Annotated in this window: 20 protein-coding genes and 2 tRNA genes; 4 read left to right on the forward strand and 18 right to left on the reverse strand. The window is 71.4% G+C overall.

What is annotated here, in order from left to right; translation table 11 throughout:
* Positions 1-212: 212 nt before the first annotated feature.
* Positions 213-1,199 carry a DNA polymerase III subunit delta gene (gene holA / locus ACY0PA_RS16075; RefSeq protein WP_473085270.1) on the reverse strand — a complete coding sequence of 329 codons (987 nt, stop codon included), beginning with the start codon at positions 1,197-1,199 and terminating at the stop codon, positions 213-215.
* 57 nt (positions 1,200-1,256) lie between these two features.
* Between holA and ACY0PA_RS16080 the strand changes: the two genes are divergently transcribed.
* Positions 1,257-1,502, forward strand: a complete 246-nt coding sequence (locus tag ACY0PA_RS16080) for a hypothetical protein (protein ID WP_473085271.1) — start codon at positions 1,257-1,259, stop codon at positions 1,500-1,502.
* Positions 1,503-1,610: 108 nt separating this feature from the next.
* On the opposite strand, the gene ACY0PA_RS16085 is transcribed toward ACY0PA_RS16080, so the two are convergent.
* The 6 genes from ACY0PA_RS16085 to leuS form a co-directional block, all read right to left on the reverse strand.
* Entirely contained in the window at positions 1,611-2,492 is an 882-nt protein-coding gene (locus ACY0PA_RS16085) for a YceI family protein (RefSeq protein WP_473086334.1), read from the reverse strand.
* 222 nt (positions 2,493-2,714) lie between these two features.
* A complete protein-coding gene (locus ACY0PA_RS16090; RefSeq protein ID WP_473085272.1) occupies positions 2,715-5,369 on the reverse strand; it encodes a ComEC/Rec2 family competence protein in 2,655 nt (884 codons plus the stop codon).
* Positions 5,366-6,217, reverse strand: a complete 852-nt coding sequence (locus ACY0PA_RS16095) for a ComEA family DNA-binding protein (RefSeq protein WP_473085273.1) — start codon at positions 6,215-6,217, stop codon at positions 5,366-5,368. Before ACY0PA_RS16095 ends, ACY0PA_RS16090 begins: the two co-directional genes overlap by 4 nt.
* Positions 6,218-6,746: 529 nt before the next feature.
* Positions 6,747-7,592, reverse strand: a complete 846-nt coding sequence (locus ACY0PA_RS16100) for a DegV family protein (protein ID WP_473085274.1) — start codon at positions 7,590-7,592, stop codon at positions 6,747-6,749.
* A gap of 63 nt (positions 7,593-7,655) precedes the next feature.
* On the reverse strand, positions 7,656-8,402 hold the full coding sequence (locus ACY0PA_RS16105; protein ID WP_473085275.1) for a hypothetical protein: 747 nt from the start codon (positions 8,400-8,402) through the stop codon (positions 7,656-7,658).
* A gap of 137 nt (positions 8,403-8,539) precedes the next feature.
* Positions 8,540-11,440 carry a leucine--tRNA ligase gene (gene leuS, locus ACY0PA_RS16110; protein ID WP_473085276.1) on the reverse strand — a complete coding sequence of 967 codons (2,901 nt, stop codon included), beginning with the start codon at positions 11,438-11,440 and terminating at the stop codon, positions 8,540-8,542.
* A gap of 429 nt (positions 11,441-11,869) precedes the next feature.
* Between leuS and ACY0PA_RS16115 the strand changes: the two genes are divergently transcribed.
* Both ACY0PA_RS16115 and ACY0PA_RS16120 read left to right on the forward strand, forming a co-directional pair.
* Positions 11,870-13,183, forward strand: coding sequence for a ferric reductase-like transmembrane domain-containing protein (locus ACY0PA_RS16115; RefSeq protein ID WP_473085277.1), 1,314 nt, complete (start codon positions 11,870-11,872; stop codon positions 13,181-13,183).
* A complete protein-coding gene (locus ACY0PA_RS16120; protein WP_473085278.1) occupies positions 13,180-14,769 on the forward strand; it encodes an NADH-ubiquinone oxidoreductase-F iron-sulfur binding region domain-containing protein in 1,590 nt (529 codons plus the stop codon). The genes ACY0PA_RS16115 and ACY0PA_RS16120 overlap by 4 nt, the downstream gene beginning before the upstream one ends.
* Before the next feature lie 88 nt (positions 14,770-14,857).
* Here the strand turns inward: ACY0PA_RS16120 and ACY0PA_RS16125 are convergent.
* The 10 genes from ACY0PA_RS16125 to ACY0PA_RS16170 form a co-directional block, all read right to left on the reverse strand.
* Positions 14,858-14,930 (reverse strand) — tRNA-Ala (locus tag ACY0PA_RS16125).
* A 135-nt stretch (positions 14,931-15,065) separates the two neighbouring features.
* On the reverse strand, positions 15,066-15,299 hold the full coding sequence (locus tag ACY0PA_RS16130) for a hypothetical protein (RefSeq protein ID WP_127831505.1): 234 nt from the start codon (positions 15,297-15,299) through the stop codon (positions 15,066-15,068).
* A gap of 10 nt (positions 15,300-15,309) precedes the next feature.
* Positions 15,310-15,534, reverse strand: coding sequence for a hypothetical protein (locus ACY0PA_RS16135; RefSeq protein WP_473085279.1), 225 nt, complete (start codon positions 15,532-15,534; stop codon positions 15,310-15,312).
* Positions 15,535-15,834: 300 nt separating this feature from the next.
* Positions 15,835-15,907, reverse strand: a tRNA-Ala gene (locus ACY0PA_RS16140).
* 97 nt (positions 15,908-16,004) lie between these two features.
* Complete coding sequence (locus tag ACY0PA_RS16145) at positions 16,005-16,682, reverse strand: histidine phosphatase family protein (RefSeq protein ID WP_473085280.1); 678 nt, start codon at positions 16,680-16,682, stop codon at positions 16,005-16,007.
* Positions 16,679-17,137, reverse strand: coding sequence for a ribosome silencing factor (rsfS, locus tag ACY0PA_RS16150; RefSeq protein ID WP_473085281.1), 459 nt, complete (start codon positions 17,135-17,137; stop codon positions 16,679-16,681). Before rsfS ends, ACY0PA_RS16145 begins: the two co-directional genes overlap by 4 nt.
* A 124-nt stretch (positions 17,138-17,261) precedes the next feature.
* Positions 17,262-18,962: an LCP family protein gene (locus ACY0PA_RS16155; RefSeq protein WP_473085282.1), complete on the reverse strand. Its 1,701-nt coding sequence runs from the start codon at positions 18,960-18,962 to the stop codon at positions 17,262-17,264.
* A 16-nt stretch (positions 18,963-18,978) separates the two neighbouring features.
* Positions 18,979-19,641, reverse strand: coding sequence for a nicotinate-nucleotide adenylyltransferase (nadD, locus tag ACY0PA_RS16160; protein WP_473085283.1), 663 nt, complete (start codon positions 19,639-19,641; stop codon positions 18,979-18,981).
* Between the two features lie 226 nt (positions 19,642-19,867).
* The gene (locus ACY0PA_RS16165; RefSeq protein WP_199841792.1) at positions 19,868-20,032 is read right to left on the reverse strand and encodes a hypothetical protein; all 165 of its coding nucleotides are present in this window, start codon (positions 20,030-20,032) and stop codon (positions 19,868-19,870) included.
* Positions 20,033-20,185: 153 nt separating this feature from the next.
* Positions 20,186-20,350, reverse strand: a complete 165-nt coding sequence (locus ACY0PA_RS16170; protein WP_473085284.1) for a hypothetical protein — start codon at positions 20,348-20,350, stop codon at positions 20,186-20,188.
* A 107-nt stretch (positions 20,351-20,457) separates the two neighbouring features.
* On the opposite strand from ACY0PA_RS16170, the gene ACY0PA_RS16175 reads away from it, so the two are divergent.
* Positions 20,458-21,546 carry a M48 family metallopeptidase gene (locus ACY0PA_RS16175; protein WP_473085285.1) on the forward strand — a complete coding sequence of 363 codons (1,089 nt, stop codon included), beginning with the start codon at positions 20,458-20,460 and terminating at the stop codon, positions 21,544-21,546.
* Between the two features lie 12 nt (positions 21,547-21,558).
* On the opposite strand, the gene ACY0PA_RS16180 is transcribed toward ACY0PA_RS16175, so the two are convergent.
* The gene (locus tag ACY0PA_RS16180; RefSeq protein ID WP_473085286.1) at positions 21,559-22,632 is read right to left on the reverse strand and encodes an SCO2583 family membrane protein; all 1,074 of its coding nucleotides are present in this window, start codon (positions 22,630-22,632) and stop codon (positions 21,559-21,561) included.
* Positions 22,633-22,654 lie beyond the last annotated feature (22 nt).

Here is a 22,654-nt window from a genome sequence, read left to right on the forward strand (position 1 = left end):
GCTCCCGGCCGGCACCCCGGATCTGCACGCGACTGCGTTCGCCACGCGGGTGCGGATCCATCGAGCTTGAACCTGAGACCCCGCACGGCTGTCCTTCCCCAGGATGGCCAGGCGGGGTTTTGGCGTGTGTGGGGGGCTTACGCCGCATGGCATGGCGGCGCAGGCCCCGCGTGGGCCGGGGGCTTACGGGTGCAGGGGTGGGGGCGTGTGGTTCAGCCGCGGCGGGAGCGGGCGGCCCTTGCGATGGTGACCACGGCCTTCTCGAGGGCGTACTCGGGATCGTCCCCGCCGCCCTTGACGCCCGCGTCTGCCTCGGCGACGGCCCGCAGCGCGACTGCCACACCGTCCGGCGTCCAGCCGCGCATCTGCTGGCGCACCCGGTCGATCTTCCAGGGCGGCATCCCCAGCTCGCGGGCGAGATCGGCGGGCCGGCCGCCGCGTGCCGACGAGAGCTTGCCGATGGCGCGGACCCCCTGGGCGAGCGCGCTGGTGATCAGCACGGGCGCCACCCCGGTCGACAACGACCACCGCAGCGCCTCCAGCGCCTCCGCGGCGCGGCCCTCGACGGCCCGGTCGGCGACGGTGAAGCTGGAGGCCTCCGCCCGGCCCGTGTAGTACCGGGCGACGACCGCCTCGTCGATGGTGCCCTCGACGTCCGCGGCGAGCTGCGTCACGGCAGACGCCAGCTCCCGCAGGTCACTGCCGATCGAGTCGACCAGGGCCTGGCACGCCTCCGGCGTCGCGGAACGGCCGATCGCCCGGAACTCGCTGCGCACGAACGCCAGCCGGTCCGCGGGCTTGGTCATCTTGGGGCAGGCGACCTCGCGGGCCCCCGCCTTGCGGGCCGCGTCGAGCAACCCCTTGCCCTTGGCGCCGCCGGCGTGCAGCAGCACCAGCGTGATCTCCTCGGCGGGCGCCGCGAAGTAGCCCTTCACGTCCTTGATCGTGTCGGCCGAGAGGTCCTGCGCATTGCGTACGACCACGACCTTGCGCTCGGCGAAGAGCGACGGGCTGGTCAGCTCGGCGAGCGTGCCGGGCTGAAGCTGGTCGGACGTGAGGTCACGCACATCCGTGTCCGCGTCGGCGGCGCGAGCGGCAGCCACCACCTGCTGCACGGCGCGGTCGAGCAGCAGGTCCTCCTGCCCCACGGCGAGGGTGACAGGAGCGAGCACGTCGTCTGTTGCAGTCTTCCTGGCCATCGCGGTCAAGCATCCCACGCGGCACTGACAACGCCCGCCGTGCCGGAGAATGGCCGGGTGACCGACGCTCGACATGTACTGGTGCTGCCCGACCGCGACGCCGCGGAGGAGGTGGCCGAGGAGCTTTCCGACCGGTTCGGCGTCACCGAGGAGCCCCAGCTCGTACGCGACGCGCTGGCCGGTGAGGACGACGCCGAGGACGCCCAGTGGCTCGTGGTGATCGAGGACCCCACCGGCCGCCTCGACCCCGCCTCGCTCGACGCATTCGCCGCGGAGCACGAGGGCTGGCTCGAGGCGCCTTAGCCGCGGCGGCATCGGTGCGGCGGCTCGGGTCGGCGGCGTCGGGCGGCGGCATCGAATCGGCGATTGAGGGCTGACCTTCGAGGGCTGACCGTTGAGGATGCCGCGGGGTCAGCCCTTCGGGACGATCTGGATGTCGAGCTCGATCTTCACGCTGGAGCCGACCGCCGCGATCCCGCGGGCCAGCATCGTCTGCCAGTTGACCGTGAAGTCGTCGCGGTGCAGCTCCGTGGTGGCGCGGCAGGCGGCGCGGGTCTCCCCCTCCATGCCGTTGCCCAGGCCCAGATACTCCGCGTCGAGCGTGACCGTGCGGGTCACACCGTGCAGCGAGAGCGCGCCGGTGATCGCCCAGCGGCTCCCGCCCTTGTGCACGAACCGTTCGCTGTAGAACTCGAGCGTCGGGAACTGGTCCACGTCGAGAAAGTCGGCCGACCTGAGATGGTCGTCGCGCATCTTCACGTTCGTGTCGATGGACGACGCATCGATGACCACATGCATCGCCGACCGCTCGACCCGCTCGGCGATGCGCAGCGCGCCCGCGAACGTGTTGAACCGGCCGTGGATCCGCGCCAGTCCGATGTGCCGCGCCGTGAACCCGACCGACGAGTGCATCGCCTCGATCTCCCAGTCCCCGGCGTCGGGCAGGGCCGGCGGCCGGGCGACCTGGAGCATGACGTCGCCGAGTGAGGAGTGCGCGCTCTCGCCGACCGAAGCGTTTCCCCGGTACGGCGTGTAGCCCTCCGCCGTGACCGCGAGCCGGTAGTCACCGGCGGGCACGGCCGCGACGAACGAGCCGAACGGGTCGGCCCCACCACGCACGACCGTGCGCCCCATGGCGTCGCTCACCGCGAACTCGGCGCCGCGCACCGGCTCGTTGACGGGGTCGAGCACCCGGCAGCTGACGAATCCCGCGCCGGGCGGCACGCTCACCCCCACGAGGGGACTTGTTCGTTGAGCCCGGTTCGTACGGTTTCCCAGCCAGCGGCCGACCATGTGCGAGACACCCCAGTGAAGCTTGACACCACCATCAACGAAGATGCATTCGACCATCGTTGTGGCATTCGGGGCAACACAGGCCCACATCGCGGGAATGCCAGAGACTGTTACCGCCTGTACAGAGATGCCTGAATTAGTCATTCCGCTTACCGTTTCGCCAGCTCAGAGGCATTTCTACCGGCCGGTAATGCCACGGGAGCCGCAGGGGCGCGGCACCTGTCATGACCCACCCGTCACCACACCGAGCCCCGCCCCCTCCCCCGACGCCTCCCCGGAGCGGACCGAACCGGATCTGTCCTGCCCCGATCCGGTGACCGCCAACGCCCCGTCCCGGTCCGTCCGGAGGACCGCCGCTCCACCGGCCCGCAACGCCGCGACCGTGCGCGCCGACGGATGCCCGTACGGGTTGTCCTCGCCGCACGAAATCAGGGCAAGACGCGGCGCGGCCCGCCGCAGGAGTACCGGATCCTGGTAGGCCGAGCCGTGGTGGGCGACCTTGAGAACGTCCACGGGTGGCAGGGCCGCCGCCAGGGGGGATCTCAACAGGGTGCGCTGGGCCGGTGGTTCGAGGTCACCCAGGAGCAGCAGGGTGAGGCCCGCAGTGCGGACCAGCAGGGTGACGCTCGCGTCGTTCGGGCCGTCCGGGTCGGGAGCGGGTCGCGGCGGCGGCCACAGCACCTGCCACGCGAGCCGGCCCGTCCGCCGCTGCTCCCCCGCGACGGCCCGGGTCATCGTGATGTGCCGAGCGTCCGCCAACCCCCGGACGAAACGCGCCTGTTCCGGCGGCTCGTCGAACCCTGTCGTCTCGATCGCCCCCACCTCGCGCCCTCGCAGCACCCCGGGCAGACCCGCGACATGGTCCGCGTGAAAGTGGGTCAGCAGGACGAGCGGGACCCGGGTGATCCCGAGCGAGCGCAGACAACGGTCGACCAGCACCGGATCCGGCCCCGCGTCGACCACCACCCCGGCCCCCGCGCCCGCCGCGAGCACCAGCGCGTCCCCCTGCCCCACATCGCACATCACCATCCGCCATCCCGGCGGGGGCCACCCCGTGATCACCCGGGTCAGGGGCCTCGGCTGCATGACCACGAGGATCAGGAGCAGCACACATATCCCCGTGATCCACGGGGACTTGAGCACTCGGCGGCCCACGAGGACCACGCCCAGGGTGACCACGGCGAGCAGCAGCCCGCCGCTCGGGCCCCCGGGCCAGTCCACGCCTCCGCCGGGCAGTGCGGCCCCCGCGCGTGCGATGTCCGCGATCCATCCGGCGGGCCAGCTCGCGCACCAGGCGAAGACTTTCGCGACCGGTATCGCCAGCGGCGCGGCGGCCAGGGCGGCGAACCCCAGCACCGTCGCCGGCGCGACCGCGAACTCCGCGAGCAGATTGCACGGCACCGCCACCAGGCTCACCCGGGACGCGATGACCACGACCACCGGCGCACACGCGGCCTGCGCCGCCCCGGCCGCCGCGAGCGCCTCCGCCAGGCGCGGCGGACATCTCCGACGCCGCAGTGCCGCACTCCAGCGCGGGGCGAGAGTCAGCAGCGCGCCGGTGGCCAGGACGGACAGCAGGAACCCGTAACTCCGGGCCAGCCAGGGGTCGTACAGCACCAGCAGCAGTACGACCGTGGCCAGTGCCGGGATCAGGGACCTGCGTCGCCCGGTGCCAATGGCGAGCAGGGCGACGAGCCCGCAGGCCGCCGCCCTGAGCACGCTCGGCTCCGGCCTGCACACGATCACGAAGCCGAGCGTGAGCGCGCCGCCGAGCAGAGCGGTCGCCCGCAACGGGATCCCGAGCCTCGGGGCGAGGCCACGGCGCTCCGCCCGATGCGCGGTGCCGGGCGGCCCGATCAGCAGAGCGAGCAGGATCGTGAAGTTCGCCCCGCTGACCGCCGTCAGGTGCAAGAGGTCAGTGGCCTCGAACGCGTCGTGCAGCTCGGGCGGGACACGCGACGTGTCCCCGACTACGAGCCCGGGAAGCAACGCGCGGGCATCCGCCGGCAGCCCCTCGGTCGCTTCCCGCAGCCCGCCCCTCAGCTTCCCCGCGAACCGCTGAGCCGTGGAGGGTGCGGCGACGATCCGAGGGCTCTCGTCGCGTCCGACCCGGAGCAGGGCCGCGACCCGGCCGCCACCGGCCGACGCCGGCGCCAGCCCTCCGTGCACGACCAGCCGCGTGCTGGGCAGGAGCGACAGCCACGGCGTCCTCCCCGGGGCGGCGCGGTCCACGTCGACGAGGACCAGAACCGGCGTACGCACCCGCGTCCCGACGCCCGAGGGCCCGCCCCGCCCCGCGCCGCCGACTCTCAGCACATCGGCGGCGATGACGACGGACGAGGGAGCCGCGTGGTCCCCCTGCACGCGGGGGCGCGTCAGCCGCGGGTCGGCCGTCACTTCCAACTCGACCGTCACCCGCGCGAATTGCCGGGCAAGCCCGGGAACGGGACCGCGCGTCAGATCCGCACCGTGCAGCGCGGCCGAGGCCCCGGACGCCGCGACGCAGAGCAGCACGGCGGCCACGGACAGACGAGGCCAGAGCGAGAACACTCTGCGGGGAGGGCGGGGTGGCGGGGGCCGTAACTCCGGGGACGGGGGCGCTGGCGGTAGTGGCACTGGGGATCGCGGGTGGGACGGTGGCTCCGTCCTCCCCTGCCGCCCCCGTGCCGCCCCTCCCAGTAACAACACTCCCGCCACCGCCGCGCAGGTCAGCGCCGCGGCCGTCACCCACGCCGCCGGAGCGTCCAGCGCCACCGCTGCCGTGGCCCATGCCGCGACCGCCGGAGGGACGAGACGGAGATCCGCCGGGCCCTCCTGCCGGGGGTTGGCGTCATCCGAAGCGGGATCCGAGGGCGGTGCAACTCCCGTGCCGTTCATGGCCGTACGAGGTTCTGGAGGTCGGAGAAACGACGATCGCCGATGCCGTTGACCTCGCGCAGTTCATCGACGGAACGGAAACCCCCGTGCTCGGTGCGGTAGTCGATGATGTGCTGGGCCAGCACGGGTCCGACGCCCGGCAGCGTGTCCAGCTGCTCTGCGGTGGCGGTGTTGAGGCCGATCGGCCCCGCCGCCGCGGCCCCGGTTCCGGAACCCGTCCCGGCGGAACTCGCCGAACCCGCAGAACCGCCCGAGCCGGTCCCTCCGGGTGCCGCCGGTGCGCCCACGACCACCTGCTCGCCGTCCGCCAGCAGTCGCGCCCGGTTGATTCCCGTGGGGTCCACCCCCGGACGGATCCCTCCGGCGGCGCGCAACGCGTCGGCGACCCTGGATCCGGCCGGCAGCCGATGGATCCCGGGACTGCGCACCTTCCCGCTGACGTCCACGACGATCCCCGCCGCAGCCGCCCCGGCCGGCCCGTCCGTCCCGCCCGCGGCCGACGCCCCGGCCGGGGTGGGTGCCGACGGCCCGGCGCCCGGCTCCTGACCCGCGTCGAGCTGCCCCGCCGCCCCCTCGGGCGCCGCCGATCGCACCACCTCGGGCGCGCTCACCGGCTGAGCCCGTCCGGTCCAGAAGTGGTGCACGGCGAAGCCCGCCGCCGCGACCAGGACCACGACCAGAGCGATCACGCTCCGCCGCTCTAGCCCGCACCGCGTCTGCATCCACAGCGGCAGCCGCTCTCGCACGGCAAACCCAGCCCGCTCCCGCCACGAGGGCGTATCCCTCTCGGCCTCGCCCGCCGGTTCGTCCCGCTCCTCCGTGAACTCCCCCGGCGCCGCACCCACCACCCGGACCCCGCCGTCGTCGGAATCGGCATCGGCATCGACATCCGCCCGAGCCCACCGAGGAGGACGTGAAGACACCGTCCCGGCCCACCGTGGAAGAGGCGGCCGCACCCACCCAGGCGGATCCGGCGAACTCGGGACACCCGGTGGACCGGACGACAGACTCGGCGCGCCGGACCAACCCGGCGGCCCACCCGGCCCCTGGGCGAATAACGCCTCCGCCCGCAGCCTCAACGCCTCGGCCGACGCCTGCCGATAGCGTCGCCGCGCACGCCTACGCCGCTGCCACGTCCCCGACGCTCCCCCCGGCGCCACATGTCCGGCAGCCGCCTCAAGCGTCTCCGAACGTACTGCTGTCTCTGAAAGTGCTGCTGTCTCTGAAAGTGCTGATCCAAGTGCCATGCCACGAACGCTAGGCACTCCGCCGCATCCGCGGTGATCTTGCTCAATTCCCGGGGACAACCCGCCAGTTGTGGATAACTCCGTCACCCACAAGAACCCCCAGGCTCAGAGCACCGCACCGCAAGGCACCTCACCGAGGCGAAACGACCGCCCCCAGCAACCCCGGCCCCGTGTGCGCCCCGATGACCGCGCCGACCTCGCTGACATGCAGGTCCAAGAGCCCCGGCACCCGCTCCCGGAGCTTGTCCGCGAACGTCGCCGCCTTGTCCGGCGCGGCGAGATGGTGCACCGCGATGTCGACCTCGCTCGTGCCCGCGCGCTCGGCGACGATCTCCTGAAGACGGGCGATCGCCTTCGACGAGGTACGCACCTTCTCGAGCAGCTCGATACGACCACCTTCGAGCTGCAACAGCGGTTTTACGGCCAGCGCCGAGCCGAGGAGGGCCTGGGCGGCGCCGATACGGCCACCGCGGCGGAGGTAGTCCAGGGTGTCGACGTAGAAGTACGCGGACGTGGCGGCGGCCCGCTTCTCCGCCGCGGTCACCGCCTCGTCGACCGTGCCGCCGCCGTCGGCCACCTCGGCGGCGGTGAGCGCGCAGAAACCGAGGGCCATCGCGACCATGCCGGTGTCCACGACTCTGACCGGCACCGGCGCCTCGCGCGCGGCGAGTACCGCGGCGTCGTAGGTCCCGGAGAGTTCGGACGACAGATGGAGCGAGACAACGCAGGTCGCGCCCTCTTCGGCCAGCTTGCGATAAGTGGCGGCGAAGATCTCGGGGCTCGGCCGGGACGTGGTCACCGGCCGGCGCTTCTGCAGGGCTTCGGCGAGTGAGCGGGTGGAGATCTCGGCGCCCTCTTCGAGGGCCCGGTCGCCAAGGACCACGGTCAGGGGGACCGCGGTGATGCCGTGGCGCTCCATCGTCCGCTGCGGCAGGTAGGCCGTTGAATCCGTGACGATCGCGACATGGCGGGACATGAGCTGGAGATTACCTGCCCGGGCCGGTGGACGGCAGCCCGGCCCCGGTGGCCCGGGCGCGCGTCAAGTCGTGCTCTCCGGGCGGGCTTTCTTCTGCCAAGGATAGGCGGGGCGCGGGTCGGTGGGGGAGAGCGCGGGCCGGTCGGGCTCCTCGGCCTGTCCGTCCTGCGGAGTCCCTGGCCAGGTCTGATGCGCGGCGGGACGCTCCGGGACCGGGGCCTCGGGCCATGGGGGCGGCGTCTGCGCGGGCTCGGGCGACGGTTCGGTCGTCCAGTGCCGCAGGGCTCCCGCCTCGATGTCGATCTGGGCACTGAGGGATTCCAGGTCGTCGTCGGCGATCCGGTGGGCGCGGTCCCTGGCCGCCCGGCGCAGGGAGTCGGCCGACGCGGTGATCTGCTCCGTCCGCTTGCGCAGATCGGGCAGGAGCTCGGCGAGACGCGCCTTGTCCGGCTCGGTCTCAAGGCGCTTGAGGTCGTCGTCCAGCTCGTGGCCGTACACGCTGAGCCGGCCGAAGAGGTCCAGCGACTCCTTGAGCGAGGCGTCCTCGGCCACGCGCGCGTGGAGCGTGTCCTGAGTGGACCTCATCGACGTACGCAGTTTGAGCCGCAGTTGCGCGAGCTCGCCGGCCGCGCCCGGCTGCACGAACGTCCGCGCCTTGAGCGTCGTGTCCTCGACGGACCGGCGGGCCTGCGCGACCGTGCGGTCCACTCCCCGCTTGGCGGCGCCGACGACCTTCACCGTCACGTACGCGCCCAGGGCCAGGAACAGTACGAACATGAGCGCCACGATCGCGATCACGGCCTCTCCCATGACGCTCCTCCCGACAAGGTCGGCGGTCCGTCCGCCTCTTCCACGGTAAACGGAAAAGGCAGGTTGGAGGTTCCAGCGGAACCCCCAACCTGCCCGTAGGGAACAACCCTGATCCGGCTGAACGGAGTGGCTGTCGCTCACGCAGGAACGATGTTCACCAGCTTCGGCGCCCGCACGATGACCTTGCGGATACCGGCGCCGTCCAGCGCGGCGACGACCCGCTCGTCGGCCAGGGCCACCTTCTCCAGGTCCTCGTCGGAGATCGACGGGGACACCTCCAGGCGCGCCTTGACCTTGCCCTTGATCTGCACGACGCAGGTCACGGACTCGTCCACGACGTACGCGGGGTCGGCGACGGGGAAGTCCTGGTGGACGACGGAGTCGGTGTGGCCCAGCTTGCGCCACAGCTCCTCGGCGATGTGCGGGGCCAGCGGCGCGACCAGCAGCACCAGGCGCTCGGCCACGCTGCGCGACAGCGGGCCGCCCACCTTGGTCAGGTGGTTGTTCAGCTCGGTGACCTTGGCGATGGCGGTGTTGAACCGCATGCCCTCCAGGTCCTGGCGGACGCCGTCGATCGCCTTGTGCAGGGCGCGCAGCGTGGTCCCGTCGATGGCGGAGTCCTCGGTGTCGACGACGGTGACCTCGCCGCTCGCCTCGTCGACGATGTTGCGCCACAGTCGCTGCAGCAGACGGAACTGGCCCACCACCGCGCGCGTGTCCCACGGCCGCGAGACGTCCAGGGGGCCCATCGCCATCTCGTACAGGCGCAGGGTGTCCGCGCCGTACTCGGCGCAGATCTCGTCCGGCGTGACGGCGTTCTTCAGGGACTTGCCCATCTTGCCCAGCAGGCGGGAGACCTTCTCGCCCTCGAAGTAGTACGCGCCGTCGCGCTCCTCGACCTCGGCGGCGGGCACCGCGATGCCGCGGCTGTCGCGGTACACGTAGGCCTGGATCATGCCCTGGTTGTACAGCTTGTGGAACGGCTCGGCCGACGAGATGTGGCCCAGGTCGAACAGCATCTTCGACCAGAAGCGGGCGTACAGCAGGTGCAGCACGGCGTGTTCGGCGCCGCCCACGTACAGGTCGACGCCACCGGTCGGCTGACCCTCACGGGGGCCCATCCAGTACTGCTCGATGGCCGGGTCGACCAGCTTCTCGCTGTTGTGCGGGTCCAGGTAGCGCAGCTCGTACCAGCACGAACCCGCCCAGTTGGGCATGGTGTTGGTCTCGCGGCGGTACTTTCGCGGACCAGCGCCGTCGCCCAGGTCCAGCGTGACGTGGACCCAGTCGTCGTTGCGGGACAGCGGGGTCTCGGGCTGAGTGTCGGCGTCGTCCGCGTCGAACGTGCGGGGGCTGTAGTCGTCGACCTCCGGCAGCTCCAGCGGCAGCATCGACTCGGGCAGCGAGTGGGCGACGCCGTCCTCGTCGTAGACGATCGGGAAGGGCTCGCCCCAGTAGCGCTGGCGGCTGAACAGCCAGTCGCGCAGGCGGAAGTTGACGGTGCCGCGGCCGATGCCGGTGCGCTCCAGCCACTCCGTCATGCGCGCCTTGGCGTCGGTGACGCCCATGCCGTCCACGGAGATCTGGTCGCTCGCGGAGTTGACCAGCCGCGCGTCGTAGGAGGCGAACGCGTCGTCCCACGTGGAGGTGTCGGTGCCGCGGTCGTCCGAGGGCTCCACGACGCAGCGCATCGGCAGCTCGAAGGCGCGCGCGAACGCGAAGTCGCGGGTGTCGTGCGCGGGGACGGCCATGATCGCGCCGGTGCCGTAGCCCATCAGGACGTAGTCGGCGATGAAGACGGGGACCTGCTCGCCGCTGACCGGGTTGGCCGCGTACGCGCCGGTGAAGACGCCGGTCTTGTCCTTGGCCTCGGCCTGGCGCTCGACGTCGGACTTCGAGGCGGCCTGCTTGCGGTAGGCGGCGACGGCCTCGGCGGGGGACGCGTGGCCGCCCGTCCAGACGTCGTGCGTGCCCTCGGGCCATGCGGCGGGGACGATCCGGTCCACCAGGTCGTGCTCGGGCGCCAGGACCATGTACGTGGCGCCGAACAGGGTGTCCTGACGGGTGGTGAAGACGGTGATGGCCTCGTCGCCGACGGGGAAGTCGACGCGGGCGCCCTCGGAGCGGCCGATCCAGTTCCGCTGCTGCAGCTTGATCGCCTCGGGCCAGTCCAGGGCGTCCAGGTCATCCAGCAGGCGGTCCGCGTAGGCGGTGATGCGCATGTTCCACTGGCGCAGCTTGGCCTTGAAGACGGGGTAGTTGCCGCGCTCGGAGCGGCCGTCGGCGGTGACCTCCTCGTTGGCCAGGACGGTGCCCAGGCCGGGGCACCAGTTGACGGGCGCCTCGGAGGCGTACGCCAGCCGGTACTCACTCAGCACGTCGGCCCGCTCGGCCGCGTTCAGCTCGTGCCACGCGCGCGTGGAGTCCGGTACGGCGCGCTCACCGCTCTCGAACTGCGCGATCAGCTGGTCGATCGGACGGGCCTTCTTCGCCTCGTCGTCGTACCAGGAGTTGAAGATCTGGACGAAGATCCACTGGGTCCACTTGTAGTACTCGGGGTCGATCGTGGCGAACGACCGGCGCTTGTCGTGGCCCAGGCCCAGCCGGCGCAGCTGGGACTTCATGTTGACCATGTTGGCTTCGGTGGACGTGCGCGGGTGGGTGCCCGTCTGCACGGCGTACTGCTCGGCGGGCAGGCCGAAGGCGTCGAAGCCCAGGGTGTGCAGGACGTTGTGCCCGTTCATGCGCTGGAAGCGCGCGAAGACGTCCGTGGCGATGTAGCCCAGCGGGTGGCCGACGTGCAGGCCCGCGCCCGAGGGGTAGGGGAACATGTCCATGACGAACTTCTTGGGCCGGGCGGCCATCGCCTGGTCCGCCTCGGTGTCTCCCACCAGGTCACCGCTCGGGTTCGGCGCCTCGTACGTGCCGTCGGCGTCCCAGAAGTCCTGCCAGCGTGCCTCGATGTCGGCGGCCATCGCCGCCGTGTAGCGGTGCGGCGCGGCCACCTCGGAAGCGGCAGCGGAATTCGTCTCGCTCATGATCCTCAAAGCTCCATCGATCGTCTCTGCTTACGGAACTGACCGCGCTGGCCAAACAAAAATGCCCCCCGCACAGGAGGGGGCGCCGCGCCGATTCCGATCCGCGATTCGTCAGCGGTCGGGACTGATCAGCGCGGCTCGCTAAGCAGAAGGCGTACGGCACGCATGGCGTCAGGGTACCGCAGGGCCCACACGGGCCGCGACGGGCTTCCCGGGGAGCCCCTCGCAGGGCTGCGGGCGGGCCACGGGAGGCCTTCGGAAGGTGCATGGGCCAAGGGTTACTCCGCGTACCGACCCCTATCGGGGCAACACAAAGTCCACACCTCCGATAGATAACAACGAGATAACTCAAACCCCGTACTGGCCGGTATGGGTCGACCTAGAGTGCGGCAGCGGGACCACTTTGCCGAACCATTCGGAGTCGCCCCCATGAACCCTCCACTGAACTCCCCGTTGAACTCCCCGACGAACGGGCAGCCGCTGAATCCGTTCCCCCAGCGAGGAAACACCCAGCGCCCCCGGCGCAGGATCCGCCCGTCCCCCGCGCCCAGCCGGGCGACCCGAGGGGCCCTGTGCGCGGCGGCACTGCTGCTGATACCCCTCGTGGTCCTCGTCGGGAGCGACGCCTTCCGCGCCGCGCTCGACTTCACCACCGGGGTGCTGTCCCTGGTCTCCCTGACGGCATCCGTCGTCTGGGGCCTGGTCGCCTCCGACCGGCTGTTCCTGACCACGCGCCAGCGCCTGCTCTCCCAGGGGGTGCACCGGGCCACGGCGGTCGCCTCGATCGCCTTCCTGCTCCTGCACGTCACCGTCAAGCTGGCCCTCGACCATGTGTCCGTGGTCGGCGCGCTGATCCCCTTCGGGCTCGGCGTGACCGGCAGCGCGGGCCTGATCGGCCTCGGCTCGCTCGCCGGGCTCCTGATGGTCACCACCGGCGTCACCGGCGCCCTGCGCAAGGCCTTCGCGTCCCCCGCCCAGATCGCCTCCCGCTGGCGCGCCCTGCACATGCTGGCCTACCCCGCCTGGTGCTCCGCGCTGATCCACGGTCTGTACGCGGGCCGGCAGCCGAAGACCTACGTGGTGGTCCTGTACTGCCTGTGCCTGGTCGCGGTGGGCGGTGCGGTCGCCCTGCGCGCGGCGCCGGGACCGGTCAAGCGCAAGGTCGCCGCCCGCGTCCTCGCGCTCCTCGACGGCGACGGCAGAACGCAGGGCACCCGCCGCAGGGACGTCACCCCATCCCCGCTGCCCGGCGGCGCCGGCCGCCCCGCACCGTCCGACGCCCGCTTCGACATGAACCGCGAGCCGCCGCCGCGGCCGCGCGAAAATCCGCTCCCCATGCCGTCCCCCGACATTCCACCGCGCTACGAGGCCCCGGCGCGCCCCGCGTTCGAACCACGACCCGCCACCGCGGGCATCGGCTTCTCGGCCGCCTACCGCGCGGTCTCGGCCCCGGTGGACCCGCTCTTCGGCACCCCGCCTCCCGGGGAGCCCCTGACCCTCCTGGACCTCCAGCCCACCGAGTCCTTCCCGTTCGTCGCCCCCGAGCCCCCCGAGCGCTGGCCGGCCCCGTCCCCGCCGCCCCCCGCCCCGGCACCCCCCTCGGCGTACGACCCCACTCTCGACACCCCCTACGGCGGCATCCCGAGCTTCGAGGAAGAGTCCGCCACCGAAACGCTGCCCGGCCCGTTCCAGGCCCCCGCCGCGGGTGAGCCCTGGAACACGCCGCCCGGAGGCATTCAGTGAACACCGCGCTGCCCGACGTCCCCGAAGTCCGCGTCGTCGGTCTCCCCCAGCTCACCTCGGGCTTCGACCTGGTCGAGCGACTCGACCTCGACATGCATCTGAAAGTGCACGGCCCGCTCGAACCGATGGGCGGCGAGCAACTGGCCACGCTGGCCGGGCAGATATCCCTGCGCGGCCGCGGCGGCGCCGGCTTCCCCTTCGCCGAGAAGCTGCGCGCCGTCGCCCAGTCCGCGATACGCCGCGGGGTGCGCCCCGTCGTCGTGGTCAACGGCAGCGAGGACGAACCCGCCTGCCGCAAGGACACGGTCCTGATCAACCGCGCCCCGCACCTCATCCTCGACGGCGCGCTCCTGGTCGCCGAGGCACTCGGCGCCCGCACCCTCGTGGTGGGCGTGACCCGCGACTCCACCGAGGCGTCCATGCAGGCCGCGCTCCTCGAAAGGGGCCTGTCCAACCGCCGTGGCGCCCCGCTACGCGCGCGCGTGCAGCGCAACCCCGTACGCATGGTCACCGGGGAGTCCTCCGCACTGATCCGCTCGGCGGACGGCGGGCCCCCGGTGCCTGCGGGCCGCAAGGTACGCGCCTCCGACTCCGGGGTGGGCGGCGCGCCCACGCTGCTGTCGAACGCCGAGACGTTCGCCCAGCTCGCCGTAGCGGCCCGCACCGGACCCGAGCGCTACTGCCGCACGGGCCTGCGCGACGAGCCCGGCACGATCCTGCTGACCCTCTCCGGAGCCGTCGCCCGCCCGATGGTCCTCGAAGTCCCTGCGGGGGTTCCCCTGCGGTACGTGCTCCAGCTTGCGGGCGCCCCGTCGATGCCCCAGGGCGTACTCACGGGCGGGTACCACGGCAAGTGGCTCGACGCCTTCACGGCGCAGGAGGCGGTGGTCTCCCGCGTCTCCCTGGAGGCCGCCGGGGGCGCGCTCGGCGCGGGCGCGATCCTGCCGATCGGCCCGGACACCTGCCCGCTCGGCGAGGCGCTCCGGGTGGCGCAGTGGCTGGCCTCGGAGAGCGCGGGCCAGTGCGGTCCCTGCTATCTGGGTCTGCCGGCGGCGGCGCGCGGCCTGGAAGACGTACTGAACGGCGGCGGCCCCACCGCCCTCGAAGCCCTCCAGCAGGTCACCAGGGCGGTGAAGCGGCGCGGCGCGTGCAAGCACCCGGACGGTTCGGCGGCGTTCCTGGAGTCGACGATCTCGGCGTTCACGGACGATCTCGCCGCGCACGTCCTGGGCGGCGGCTGCGGGCGCCCGGTGCAGGGCGTGCTGCCGCTGCACACGGAGGCGCCGCAGGGCGAGTCCCCCAGCGGCCGGCGGCTCGCGGTGGACTGGACGCTGTGCGAGGGCCACGGCCTGTGCGCGGACATCGTCCCGGAGCTGATCCAGCTGGGCCCGGACGGCTATCCCTCGGTGGCGGAGGCCCCGGTGGCGCGCTATTCGGAGGCGCGCGCCGTACGGGCCGTGCGCCGGTGCCCCGCGCTGGCGCTGCGTATCGAGGAGGACCCGGCGGCGGCTCCGGCCCGCCCGGCCCTGCCGCCCGCGCTCCCGCCGGGCCGCGGGCGCAGGGCCCTGGGCAGCGGGCGCGGCTGACGCCAGCGGGCGCGCCCCGCGGGACTGCGTGACGGCATACGAAAGCGGGCCACCCTGTTCGGGTGGCCCTCTTCATGTCCATCTACTGTGGAGCTAAGGAGAATTGAACTCCTGACCTCCTGCATGCCATGCAGGCGCTCTACCAACTGAGCTATAGCCCCTCGCGTCCATGCGGCCGAGCCGCATGTTCACCGTGTCGCCGGGTTTCCCCGGCGGCGACGCCAACATTACCGGGCACCCGGTGCATCACCAAATCGTTTCCACCTTGGTCCGATTTGCCCGAATTCAAGGCATCCTCAGGCCGTGGCGAACGAATAGAACCGCTTGAGCGTGCAGTGCTCGTCGAGCAGCCGGCCGTAGATCGGCTCGCCCTCCAGTTCCCGATACGTCTCGATCGGGTCGCCTTTTATGATCAGCGCCCGCGCACACTCCTCGCACCAGTACTGGTAGTCGGGGTTGACCGGCTCCATGTCCCTGACGATGGGCGTGCCGCTGCCGCACCAGTCGCACTTCCTCCTGTGTGACCCCATGTCGATCCGCTCAGCTCCAGCTGTGGCCGCAGGCCGTGCACACGTACGAGATCCCGCCGTTGTCGCCGAGCATCTGCGCGACGTGGAAGGAGCCGCAGGACGGACAGTCGAGAAAAGAGAAAGAAGACGGAGAAGAGGAGGGGGAAGGAACGTGCTGCTCGGAATGGGCTGCTTCGGCCGGTCTCACTGTCACGCCGAGGGGGCGGTCGGCCGCCTCGGTGATGCGCGCGGGCATCGCGTTCTCCCTCCCGTCGGACCGTCTTCGTCGATCGGACGCGGCCCTCTACCGGCCGTCCGATTCTGCCACGGCCGGAGCGTCACGGTCAGCGACGCATGGGTACCGGTCCGGACACGGCGCCGAGTTCGCCCGCTCCGGCCAGCACTTACGCACACACCGACACACGAGGACCACATCCGCAGACCTATACGCCCCCGGGACACCAAGCGCCTCAAGGGAGTTGGGAAGAGTGCGCCGGGTAACAAAAAATCCCGCCCTTACCCGGACGGGATCTTTGCGAAGCGGACGCTTCGACTGTGGAGCTAAGGAGAATTGAACTCCTGACCTCCTGCATGCCATGCAGGCGCTCTACCAACTGAGCTATAGCCCCTTGCGTTCTCCCCGCTCTGCGCGGCTGCGAACAAGAAGAACTTTAGCCTGCGACCTGCCGGAAAGTGAAATCCGGCCGTCGAACCCCCGTCGGGGGCTCAGTCGTCGTCGCCGAGCACCGGCTCCGGGAGCGTGCCCGCGTTGTGCTCGAGCAGCCGCCAGCCGCGTGCGCCCTGGCCGAGGACGGACCAGCAGCAGTTGGAGAGGCCGCCGAGGCTTTCCCAGTGGGGGGACTCGAGACCGAGGAGGCGCCCGATCGTGGTGCGGATCGTGCCGCCGTGGCTGACCACGACGAGTGTGCCGTCCTGCGGCAGCTTCTCCGCGTGAGCGAGCACGACGGGAGCGGCCCGGTCGGCGACCTCCGTCTCGAGCTCGCCGCCGCCGCGGCGCACCGGCTCGCCGCGCTTCCACGCGGCGTACTGGTCCCCGTAGCGGGCGATGATCTCGTCGTGCGTGAGGCCCTGCCACTCACCGGCGTAGGTCTCGCGCAGGCCCTCGTCGTGCGTGACGTCGAGGCCCGTGAGCGCGGCCAGCTCGGCGGCCGTGGCGGAGGCCCTGCTGAGGTCGGACGCGACGATGACGTCCGGCTTCAGCGAGGCGAGCAGCCGGGCGGCCCGGCGGGCCTGGGCGACGCCGGTCTCGGTCAGGCCGATGTCCGTGGAGCCCTGGAAGCGGCGCTCCAGGTTCCAGGCGGTCTGGCCGTGGCGCCACAGGATGACGCGCCGTCCCTGGGCCCGTCCCCCGGCCCGTCCGGCGCCGGCCCCCGCGGCGGTCAACGCAGCTCTCCGCCCAGCTCGCGAAGCTCCTCGGCCTCCTCCGCGGCCTGCGTCGCCTGGGCGTGCTCCGCCGCCTTGCCGCGGGTGGCCTTGGCGTCCGCGGGAAGCTCCAGCTCGGGGCAGTCCTTCCACAGGCGCTCGAGGGCGTAGAAGACGCGCTCCTCGCTGTGCTGGACGTGGACGACGATGTCGACGTAGTCGAGGAGGATCCAGCGGGCGTCGCGGTCGCCCTCGCGGCGGACCGGCTTGGTGCCGAGCTCCTTGTTCAGGCGCTCCTCGATCTCGTCGACGATCGACTTGACCTGACGGTCGCTGGGCGCGGAGGCCAGCAGGAAGGCGTCGGTGATCGACAGCACATCGCTGACGTCGTACGCGATGATGTCGTGCGCGAGCTTGTCGGCAGCCGCCTGTGCGGCGGCGGTGATGAGCTCGATGGAGCGGTCAGTGGCGGTCACTACATGGCTTTCCGTCGGCGGGCAGTAATCCCTTGAAGGGATACCCCAAGGGTCTCACGGACCGCCGACGGCCCTTACTGGATTGCCCGGCCGGACAGACGCGCCCCCGCGACCGGGCGCGCGCCTACTGTCCGCCCGTGTAGTTCTGTCCGAGGACCACCGACACGACCGCGTTCGCCACGGTCTTCCCCTTGCGCACCGCGCTCGTCGGCAGGCCCAGGGTCTTGGCGACCTCGACGGCGTCCTGCTTGCGGTCGTCGTCCTGGTACGTGACCTGCGACGCGGCCTGGGCCGGGGTGCCCGTCCCGGCGTCGACGAAGGTGTAGCCGCCGTTCACCAGCGCGACCCTGGCCTTCTCCGTGCGGGTCTTCACGCCTGTGGCGTTCTTGATGCCGACGCGTACGGAGGCGTCCTTGCCGGGGTTCTTCACCGTGCCGCCGAGGACGTCCTTGACGACGCTGCCGGTGGCCTGCTCGGAGAGGGTGCCGTCCTGCTGCACGGGCAGGAGCGCGGTCTTGTAGTCGCCGCCCTTGGCCCGGTCGGCGAGCTTGGCGAGGAACGCGCCGAGGTCCTTCTCGCCCAGCGAGGGGTCGAGGATCTGGGCGAGGGACTGGACGGTGACGGTGGCGGCGTGCGGGTCGGACGACAGCTTGCGCAGCACGCCCTGCATGACCTGGCCGAACCGCATGAGCTGCGCGGTGTCGGACTCGCCGGGCGCGCGGTAGGTGGCGTACGCGACGGCCATGGGGCCGCTCAGCGTCTGCTGCTTCCCCTTCTTGACCAGCGGGGACGTCGCCTTCTTCCCGTCCTTCCCGGACTTGGCGGCCGGGTCGGGGACGTCGGCGTTCGTGTCGATATCGATGTTGCCGACGAGTTCGACGAGGTTGTTGAGGTACGGGGTGTCAAGCCGCCACGTGCCCTCGACGTCCGTGCCGAGGACCGTGTCGATGGCGTCGCGCGTGCCGGAGGACCCGTCGCCGCCGACGGACTTGCCGAGCGTCGTCGCGCTGCCCTCGTCGTCCGTCAGAGCAAGGGAGTTGGGGAGCAGGACGGTGGTGCCCTGCTTGGTGGTGGTGTTGTTGACGAGCAGCGCGGTGGAGGTGCCGCCGCCCTTGGTGTTGTGCAGGTGGACGACGATCACGTCGCGGTTCTGCGGGCCCGCGGTGTCGGCGGCACCCTTGCCGGAGTCCTTGGAGCCGAAGCCGGGCAGCTTGCCCGCGTACCAGAGGTAGCCGACGCCGCCGGTCACGCAGAGCACGAGGACGACGACGAGGGCGACGATCCGGCTGCGCCCGCGGCGGCGGGCCTCCTCGCGGCGCTCGGTGCGCGACTCGGTGAACTTCAGCCAGTCGATGACGTCTTCGGAGTTCTCGTCCGGCTCCTCGACGAAGGAGAACTGCTCGGTCCGGTACTCGGGCGCCCCGTCACGTCGATCGCGCGCGGCGGGCTCGGTCCGGGGAGCGGCCTGCGCCGGGATGTGGGCGGTCGCGGTCTGCTCCTCGACCCGCTGCTGCTGCCCTGTTCCCGCGGCGGTCCCGTAGGGGTCGTAGGAAGGGGGCGGTCCCTGCTGCGCGGACGCACCCGCCCCGTAGGGGTCGTACGTGTCGTACGAGGGCACCGGCGGCTGCTGGCCGGTGGCGTACGGGTCGTAGCCGTAGCCCTGGTCCTGGGTCGCTTGCGGATACTCGTACTGCGCAGGCTGCTGGGGCACCTGCCGGTACACGGGCTGCCCGTACTCGTCGTAGCCGACGAGCGCGTACTGGTCGGACGTGTTGGACGCGTCCCCCGAGTAACTGCCCGAGTAACCGTCGTATCGGTCGTTCACCGGTGCCCCTCTCGGCTCACTCGCCGCGGTACAGCTCGCGCTTGTCGATGTAGCGCACCACACCGTCCGGGACCATGTACCAGACGGGGTCGCCCTTGGCGACCCTCGCACGGCAGTCCGTGGACGAGATGGCGAGGGCCGGCACCTCGACGAGCGAGACACCGCCTTCCGGCAGACCGGGGTCGGTCAGCGGGTGGCCCGGCCGGGTGACCCCGATGAAGTGCGCCAGGGAGAACAGTTCTTCCGTGTACCGCCAGGTGAGGATCTGGCCCAGGGCGTCGGCGCCCGTGATGAAGAAGAGGTCCGTGTCCGGATTGAGCGCGCGCAGATCGCGCAGTGTGTCCGTGGTGTATGTCGGCCCGCCGCGGTCGATGTCGATGCGGCTCACCGAGAACTGCGGGTTCTCGGCGGTCGCGATGACCGTCATCAGATAGCGGTCCTCGGCCGGAGTGACCGTGCGGTCCGTCTTCTGCCACGGCTGCCCGGTGGGCACGAACACGACCTCGTCGAGGTGGAACTGCGCGGCGACCTCGCTGGCCGCCACGAGGTGTCCGTGGTGGATCGGGTCAAACGTTCCGCCCATGACGCCGAGACGCCGCTTGGCGGTGCTGATCCGGGCCCGGTCCGGGCCGCCGGCCGGGCCGTTCACCGGGCTTGTCGCCATGTCGTGCTGTCCCATTCCGAAATTCCCTCCCCGTGCGCCGGACAGGGTAGTAGAGATTGAGCTTGCGCCTTCGGGCAACGGTCAGGGCTTGGCCGTCATGAGGCTCTTCCCGAGCCGAGTGACAAGCCGCTCCCCAAAGGAGTGGAGGTCACGCGTGCAGAGCCTACTGGGCAGCACGAACAGCGCCGTCTGTGGGGATGAAGCCCCGGGGCTTCATCCCCACAGACAGCGCTTTTGCACGTCAGCGGTCCCGGTTGAAGCGGGTGACGATCCACAGCATCAGCAGCAGGAGGAACAGGGCGCCGCCGCCGGTGAGGTAGGGGCTGAGGCTCGGGTGGTTGCCGCCGTGCTCGCCGCCCTCGGCGGCGAGGGTGGCCAGCTGGGCAGCGGTGCTGTGGAGGCTCATCGTCAGCAGGACCTATCCGGGTGAGACGGGATGGGGAGTCGGGATCTGGGTGGTGACATGAGGTCTGGATAAAGACTTCCCGCTCATCGTATGCGGGGGTGTCCTCGGCGATCACGCCGACTCTGCCGTACGCGCGTCCGTCCCGCAGCCGTGTCAGTCGTCGCGCTTGTAGCCGCGCAGCAGGAACCAGCCCAGGAACACGCTGCCGAGGAAGCCCACGACGATGACGATGCGCAGCAGATTGCCCGCGCCCTGCTGGTCGGAGGCTGCGGCGCTGACCGCCTGGGTGAGCCAGGCTGCGTCGGATGTCTGCTCCATGGCGTTTCGCTCCTTCAGTGTGCTGCCCCGCCACGGTATCTCCGCCTACTGTGGAGACCTCCTCGGGGGCACAACCGAACACGACGGCACACGAACATGGGGGACGCATGCCCGACGTCAACGACGGCAACGACGACCAGCGCGAGCACGTACCGAGCAGGCAGCGGCGGCGCTTCGAGGGGATCTCCTCGCGGGCATACGAGCACCCGGCGGACCGTTCGGCCCTGGTGGCGCTGCGCAAGCTCACCGGTTTCGACACGGTGTTCAAGGCGCTCAGCGGGCTGCTGCCCGAGCGCAGTCTGCGCCTGCTGTTCCTGTCGGACTCGGTCCGGGTCTCCGACGACCAGTTCGCGCACCTCAACGACATGCTGCGGGACGCCTGTTACATCCTGGACCTGGAGAAGGTCCCGCCGATGTACGTCAACCAGGACCCCCAGCCGAACGCGATGTGCATCGGCCTGGACGAGCCGATCATCGTCGTCACGACCGGCCTGGTGGAGCTGCTCGACGAGGAGGAGATGCGGGCGGTCGTCGGCCACGAGGTGGGCCACGCGCTGTCCGGCCACTCGGTCTACCGGACGATACTGCTGTTCCTGACCAGCCTGGCGCTCCGCGTCGCGTGGATCCCGCTCGGCAACCTCGCGATCATGACGATCGTCACCGCGCTGCGCGAGTGGTTCCGCAAGTCGGAGCTGTCGGCGGACCGCGCCGGCCTGCTGGTCGGCCAGGACATCAACGCGTCGATGCGCGGCCTGATGAAGATCGCGGGCGGCAACCATCTGCACGAGATGAACGTGGACGCGTTCCTCAAGCAGGCCGAGGAGTACGAGGCCGGGGGCGACCTGCGCGACTCCGTGCTGAAGATCCTCAATGTGCTGCCGCGTACGCACCCCTTCACCACGGTCCGCGCGGCCGAGCTGAAGAAGTGGGCCGCGACCCGCGACTACCAGCGGATCATGGACGGCCACTACCCGCGCCGCACCGAGGACAAGGACACCTCGGTCACCGACTCGTTCCGCCAGTCGGCCTCGCACTACGCGGACAACGTGCGCAGCTCCAAGGATCCGCTGATGAAGCTGGTCACGGACATCGCGGGCGGCGCAGGCGACCTGGGCGGCAAGCTGCGCGGGAAGTTCGGCGGCGGCAGCGGCGGCGCGAACACGGGCAACCACGGGACGCCGGAGGGCGGCGAGTAGGTCCCGCGGGGCTCAGAGCGAAGGCTGGGCGCCCGGCGCGAGGGCACCGCACAGCGAGGCGGTGCCGCCCGTGGCGTACGGGTCGGTGCCGGCCGGGCCGCCCTCCTTCGGTGCCTGCCCCGCGAGCAGCGGGTGCAGATGGGCGGCCGAGTCGACGGAGCAGGACAGCGGCCCGGCCTGCGTATAGCTGACGAGCACCTCGGCCTGGTGCATGCGCAGGTCGTCACGGTCGAAGCGGAAGTGCAGCTCACGGCGGACGGTGAACAGGGACGCCTTCGCGTCGGAACCGGCGCCGGCCGGGCGCAGCGCGTAGACGAAGGTGTGGTCGGAGACGACCTCGAGGGTGTCCGTGTCGGACTCCGTGGCGCGCAGGGTGCCCTGGACGCGGATCCCGGTGTCGGCGAGCTCGGCCTGCTTCGGGTCGAAGCGGACGAGCCAGCCGGTGGCCTCGTGCCGTCCGTCGGCGGCGGGCCGGTCGAAGCTCCGGTCGAACTGGTCGAGCTGCTGCGGGTCGAGCAGGATCCGCACGGGCCGCACGGCCTTCCCGGTGAGCACGTCGGGGTCGAGCGAGGACTCGACGAGATAGTCCTTGACGGTGGTCAGGGCGGCGTAGACCTGACTCTCGGAGAAGTGCGAAGTGTGCTGCTCCGGGGGCAGGTTGATGCCTTCGGCGGCCGTCCTGAACTCGGCGGCGGGGCTGCGCTTGTAGAGCTGGGACACCGAGGCGGCGCCGGGCACCTTGCCCTGCGGCGAGAGCGGGATGACGGTCATGCGCAGCGGTTCGGGCCGGCGGGCGGTGGCGGGGCTCTGGTACGGGTTGCGTACGCCCATGTAGATCGCGGTGCCGAACGCGACAACGATCAGGATGACGAGGATGACGGCCTGCCGGGTGAAGCCGCGGCGCAGTCCGGGGCGCCGGCGTACGGCGGGCGCGTGGTCGGTGATGCGCTCCTGCGCGGAGAACTCCTGGAGCCGGGCAGCGCGGATGAACGACTCGTCGAAGACGACGGATCGGTACTCGTCCTCGCCACCACCGCCGGGAGCGCTCTCGGGGGTCCCCTCCGGTGGGTCTCCTGGCTCGCCCATACCTTCAGGGTAGGTCTGCCGG

This window comes from Streptomyces sp. DS1-CR2 (genome assembly GCF_055760475.1).

Coding starts and splice junctions, on each gene's coding strand:
- ACY0PA_RS16135 (WP_473085279.1), bottom strand. CDS start 15,534: ATGCCCGCGCGCATCACCGAGGCGGCCGACCGCCCCCTCGGCGTGACA.
- leuS (WP_473085276.1), bottom strand. CDS start 11,440: ATGAGCGAGACGAATTCCGCTGCCGCTTCCGAGGTGGCCGCGCCGCAC.
- ACY0PA_RS16180 (WP_473085286.1), bottom strand. CDS start 22,632: ATGGGCGAGCCAGGAGACCCACCGGAGGGGACCCCCGAGAGCGCTCCC.
- ACY0PA_RS16165 (WP_199841792.1), bottom strand. CDS start 20,032: ATGAGCCTCCACAGCACCGCTGCCCAGCTGGCCACCCTCGCCGCCGAG.
- ACY0PA_RS16105 (WP_473085275.1), bottom strand. CDS start 8,402: ATGGGAGAGGCCGTGATCGCGATCGTGGCGCTCATGTTCGTACTGTTC.
- ACY0PA_RS16170 (WP_473085284.1), bottom strand. CDS start 20,350: ATGGAGCAGACATCCGACGCAGCCTGGCTCACCCAGGCGGTCAGCGCC.
- ACY0PA_RS16175 (WP_473085285.1), top strand. CDS start 20,458: ATGCCCGACGTCAACGACGGCAACGACGACCAGCGCGAGCACGTACCG.
- ACY0PA_RS16100 (WP_473085274.1), bottom strand. CDS start 7,592: ATGTCCCGCCATGTCGCGATCGTCACGGATTCAACGGCCTACCTGCCG.
- ACY0PA_RS16130 (WP_127831505.1), bottom strand. CDS start 15,299: ATGGGGTCACACAGGAGGAAGTGCGACTGGTGCGGCAGCGGCACGCCC.
- ACY0PA_RS16090 (WP_473085272.1), bottom strand. CDS start 5,369: ATGAACGGCACGGGAGTTGCACCGCCCTCGGATCCCGCTTCGGATGAC.
- holA (WP_473085270.1), bottom strand. CDS start 1,199: ATGGCCAGGAAGACTGCAACAGACGACGTGCTCGCTCCTGTCACCCTC.
- ACY0PA_RS16115 (WP_473085277.1), top strand. CDS start 11,870: ATGAACCCTCCACTGAACTCCCCGTTGAACTCCCCGACGAACGGGCAG.
- nadD (WP_473085283.1), bottom strand. CDS start 19,641: ATGGGACAGCACGACATGGCGACAAGCCCGGTGAACGGCCCGGCCGGC.
- ACY0PA_RS16085 (WP_473086334.1), bottom strand. CDS start 2,492: ATGGTCGGCCGCTGGCTGGGAAACCGTACGAACCGGGCTCAACGAACA.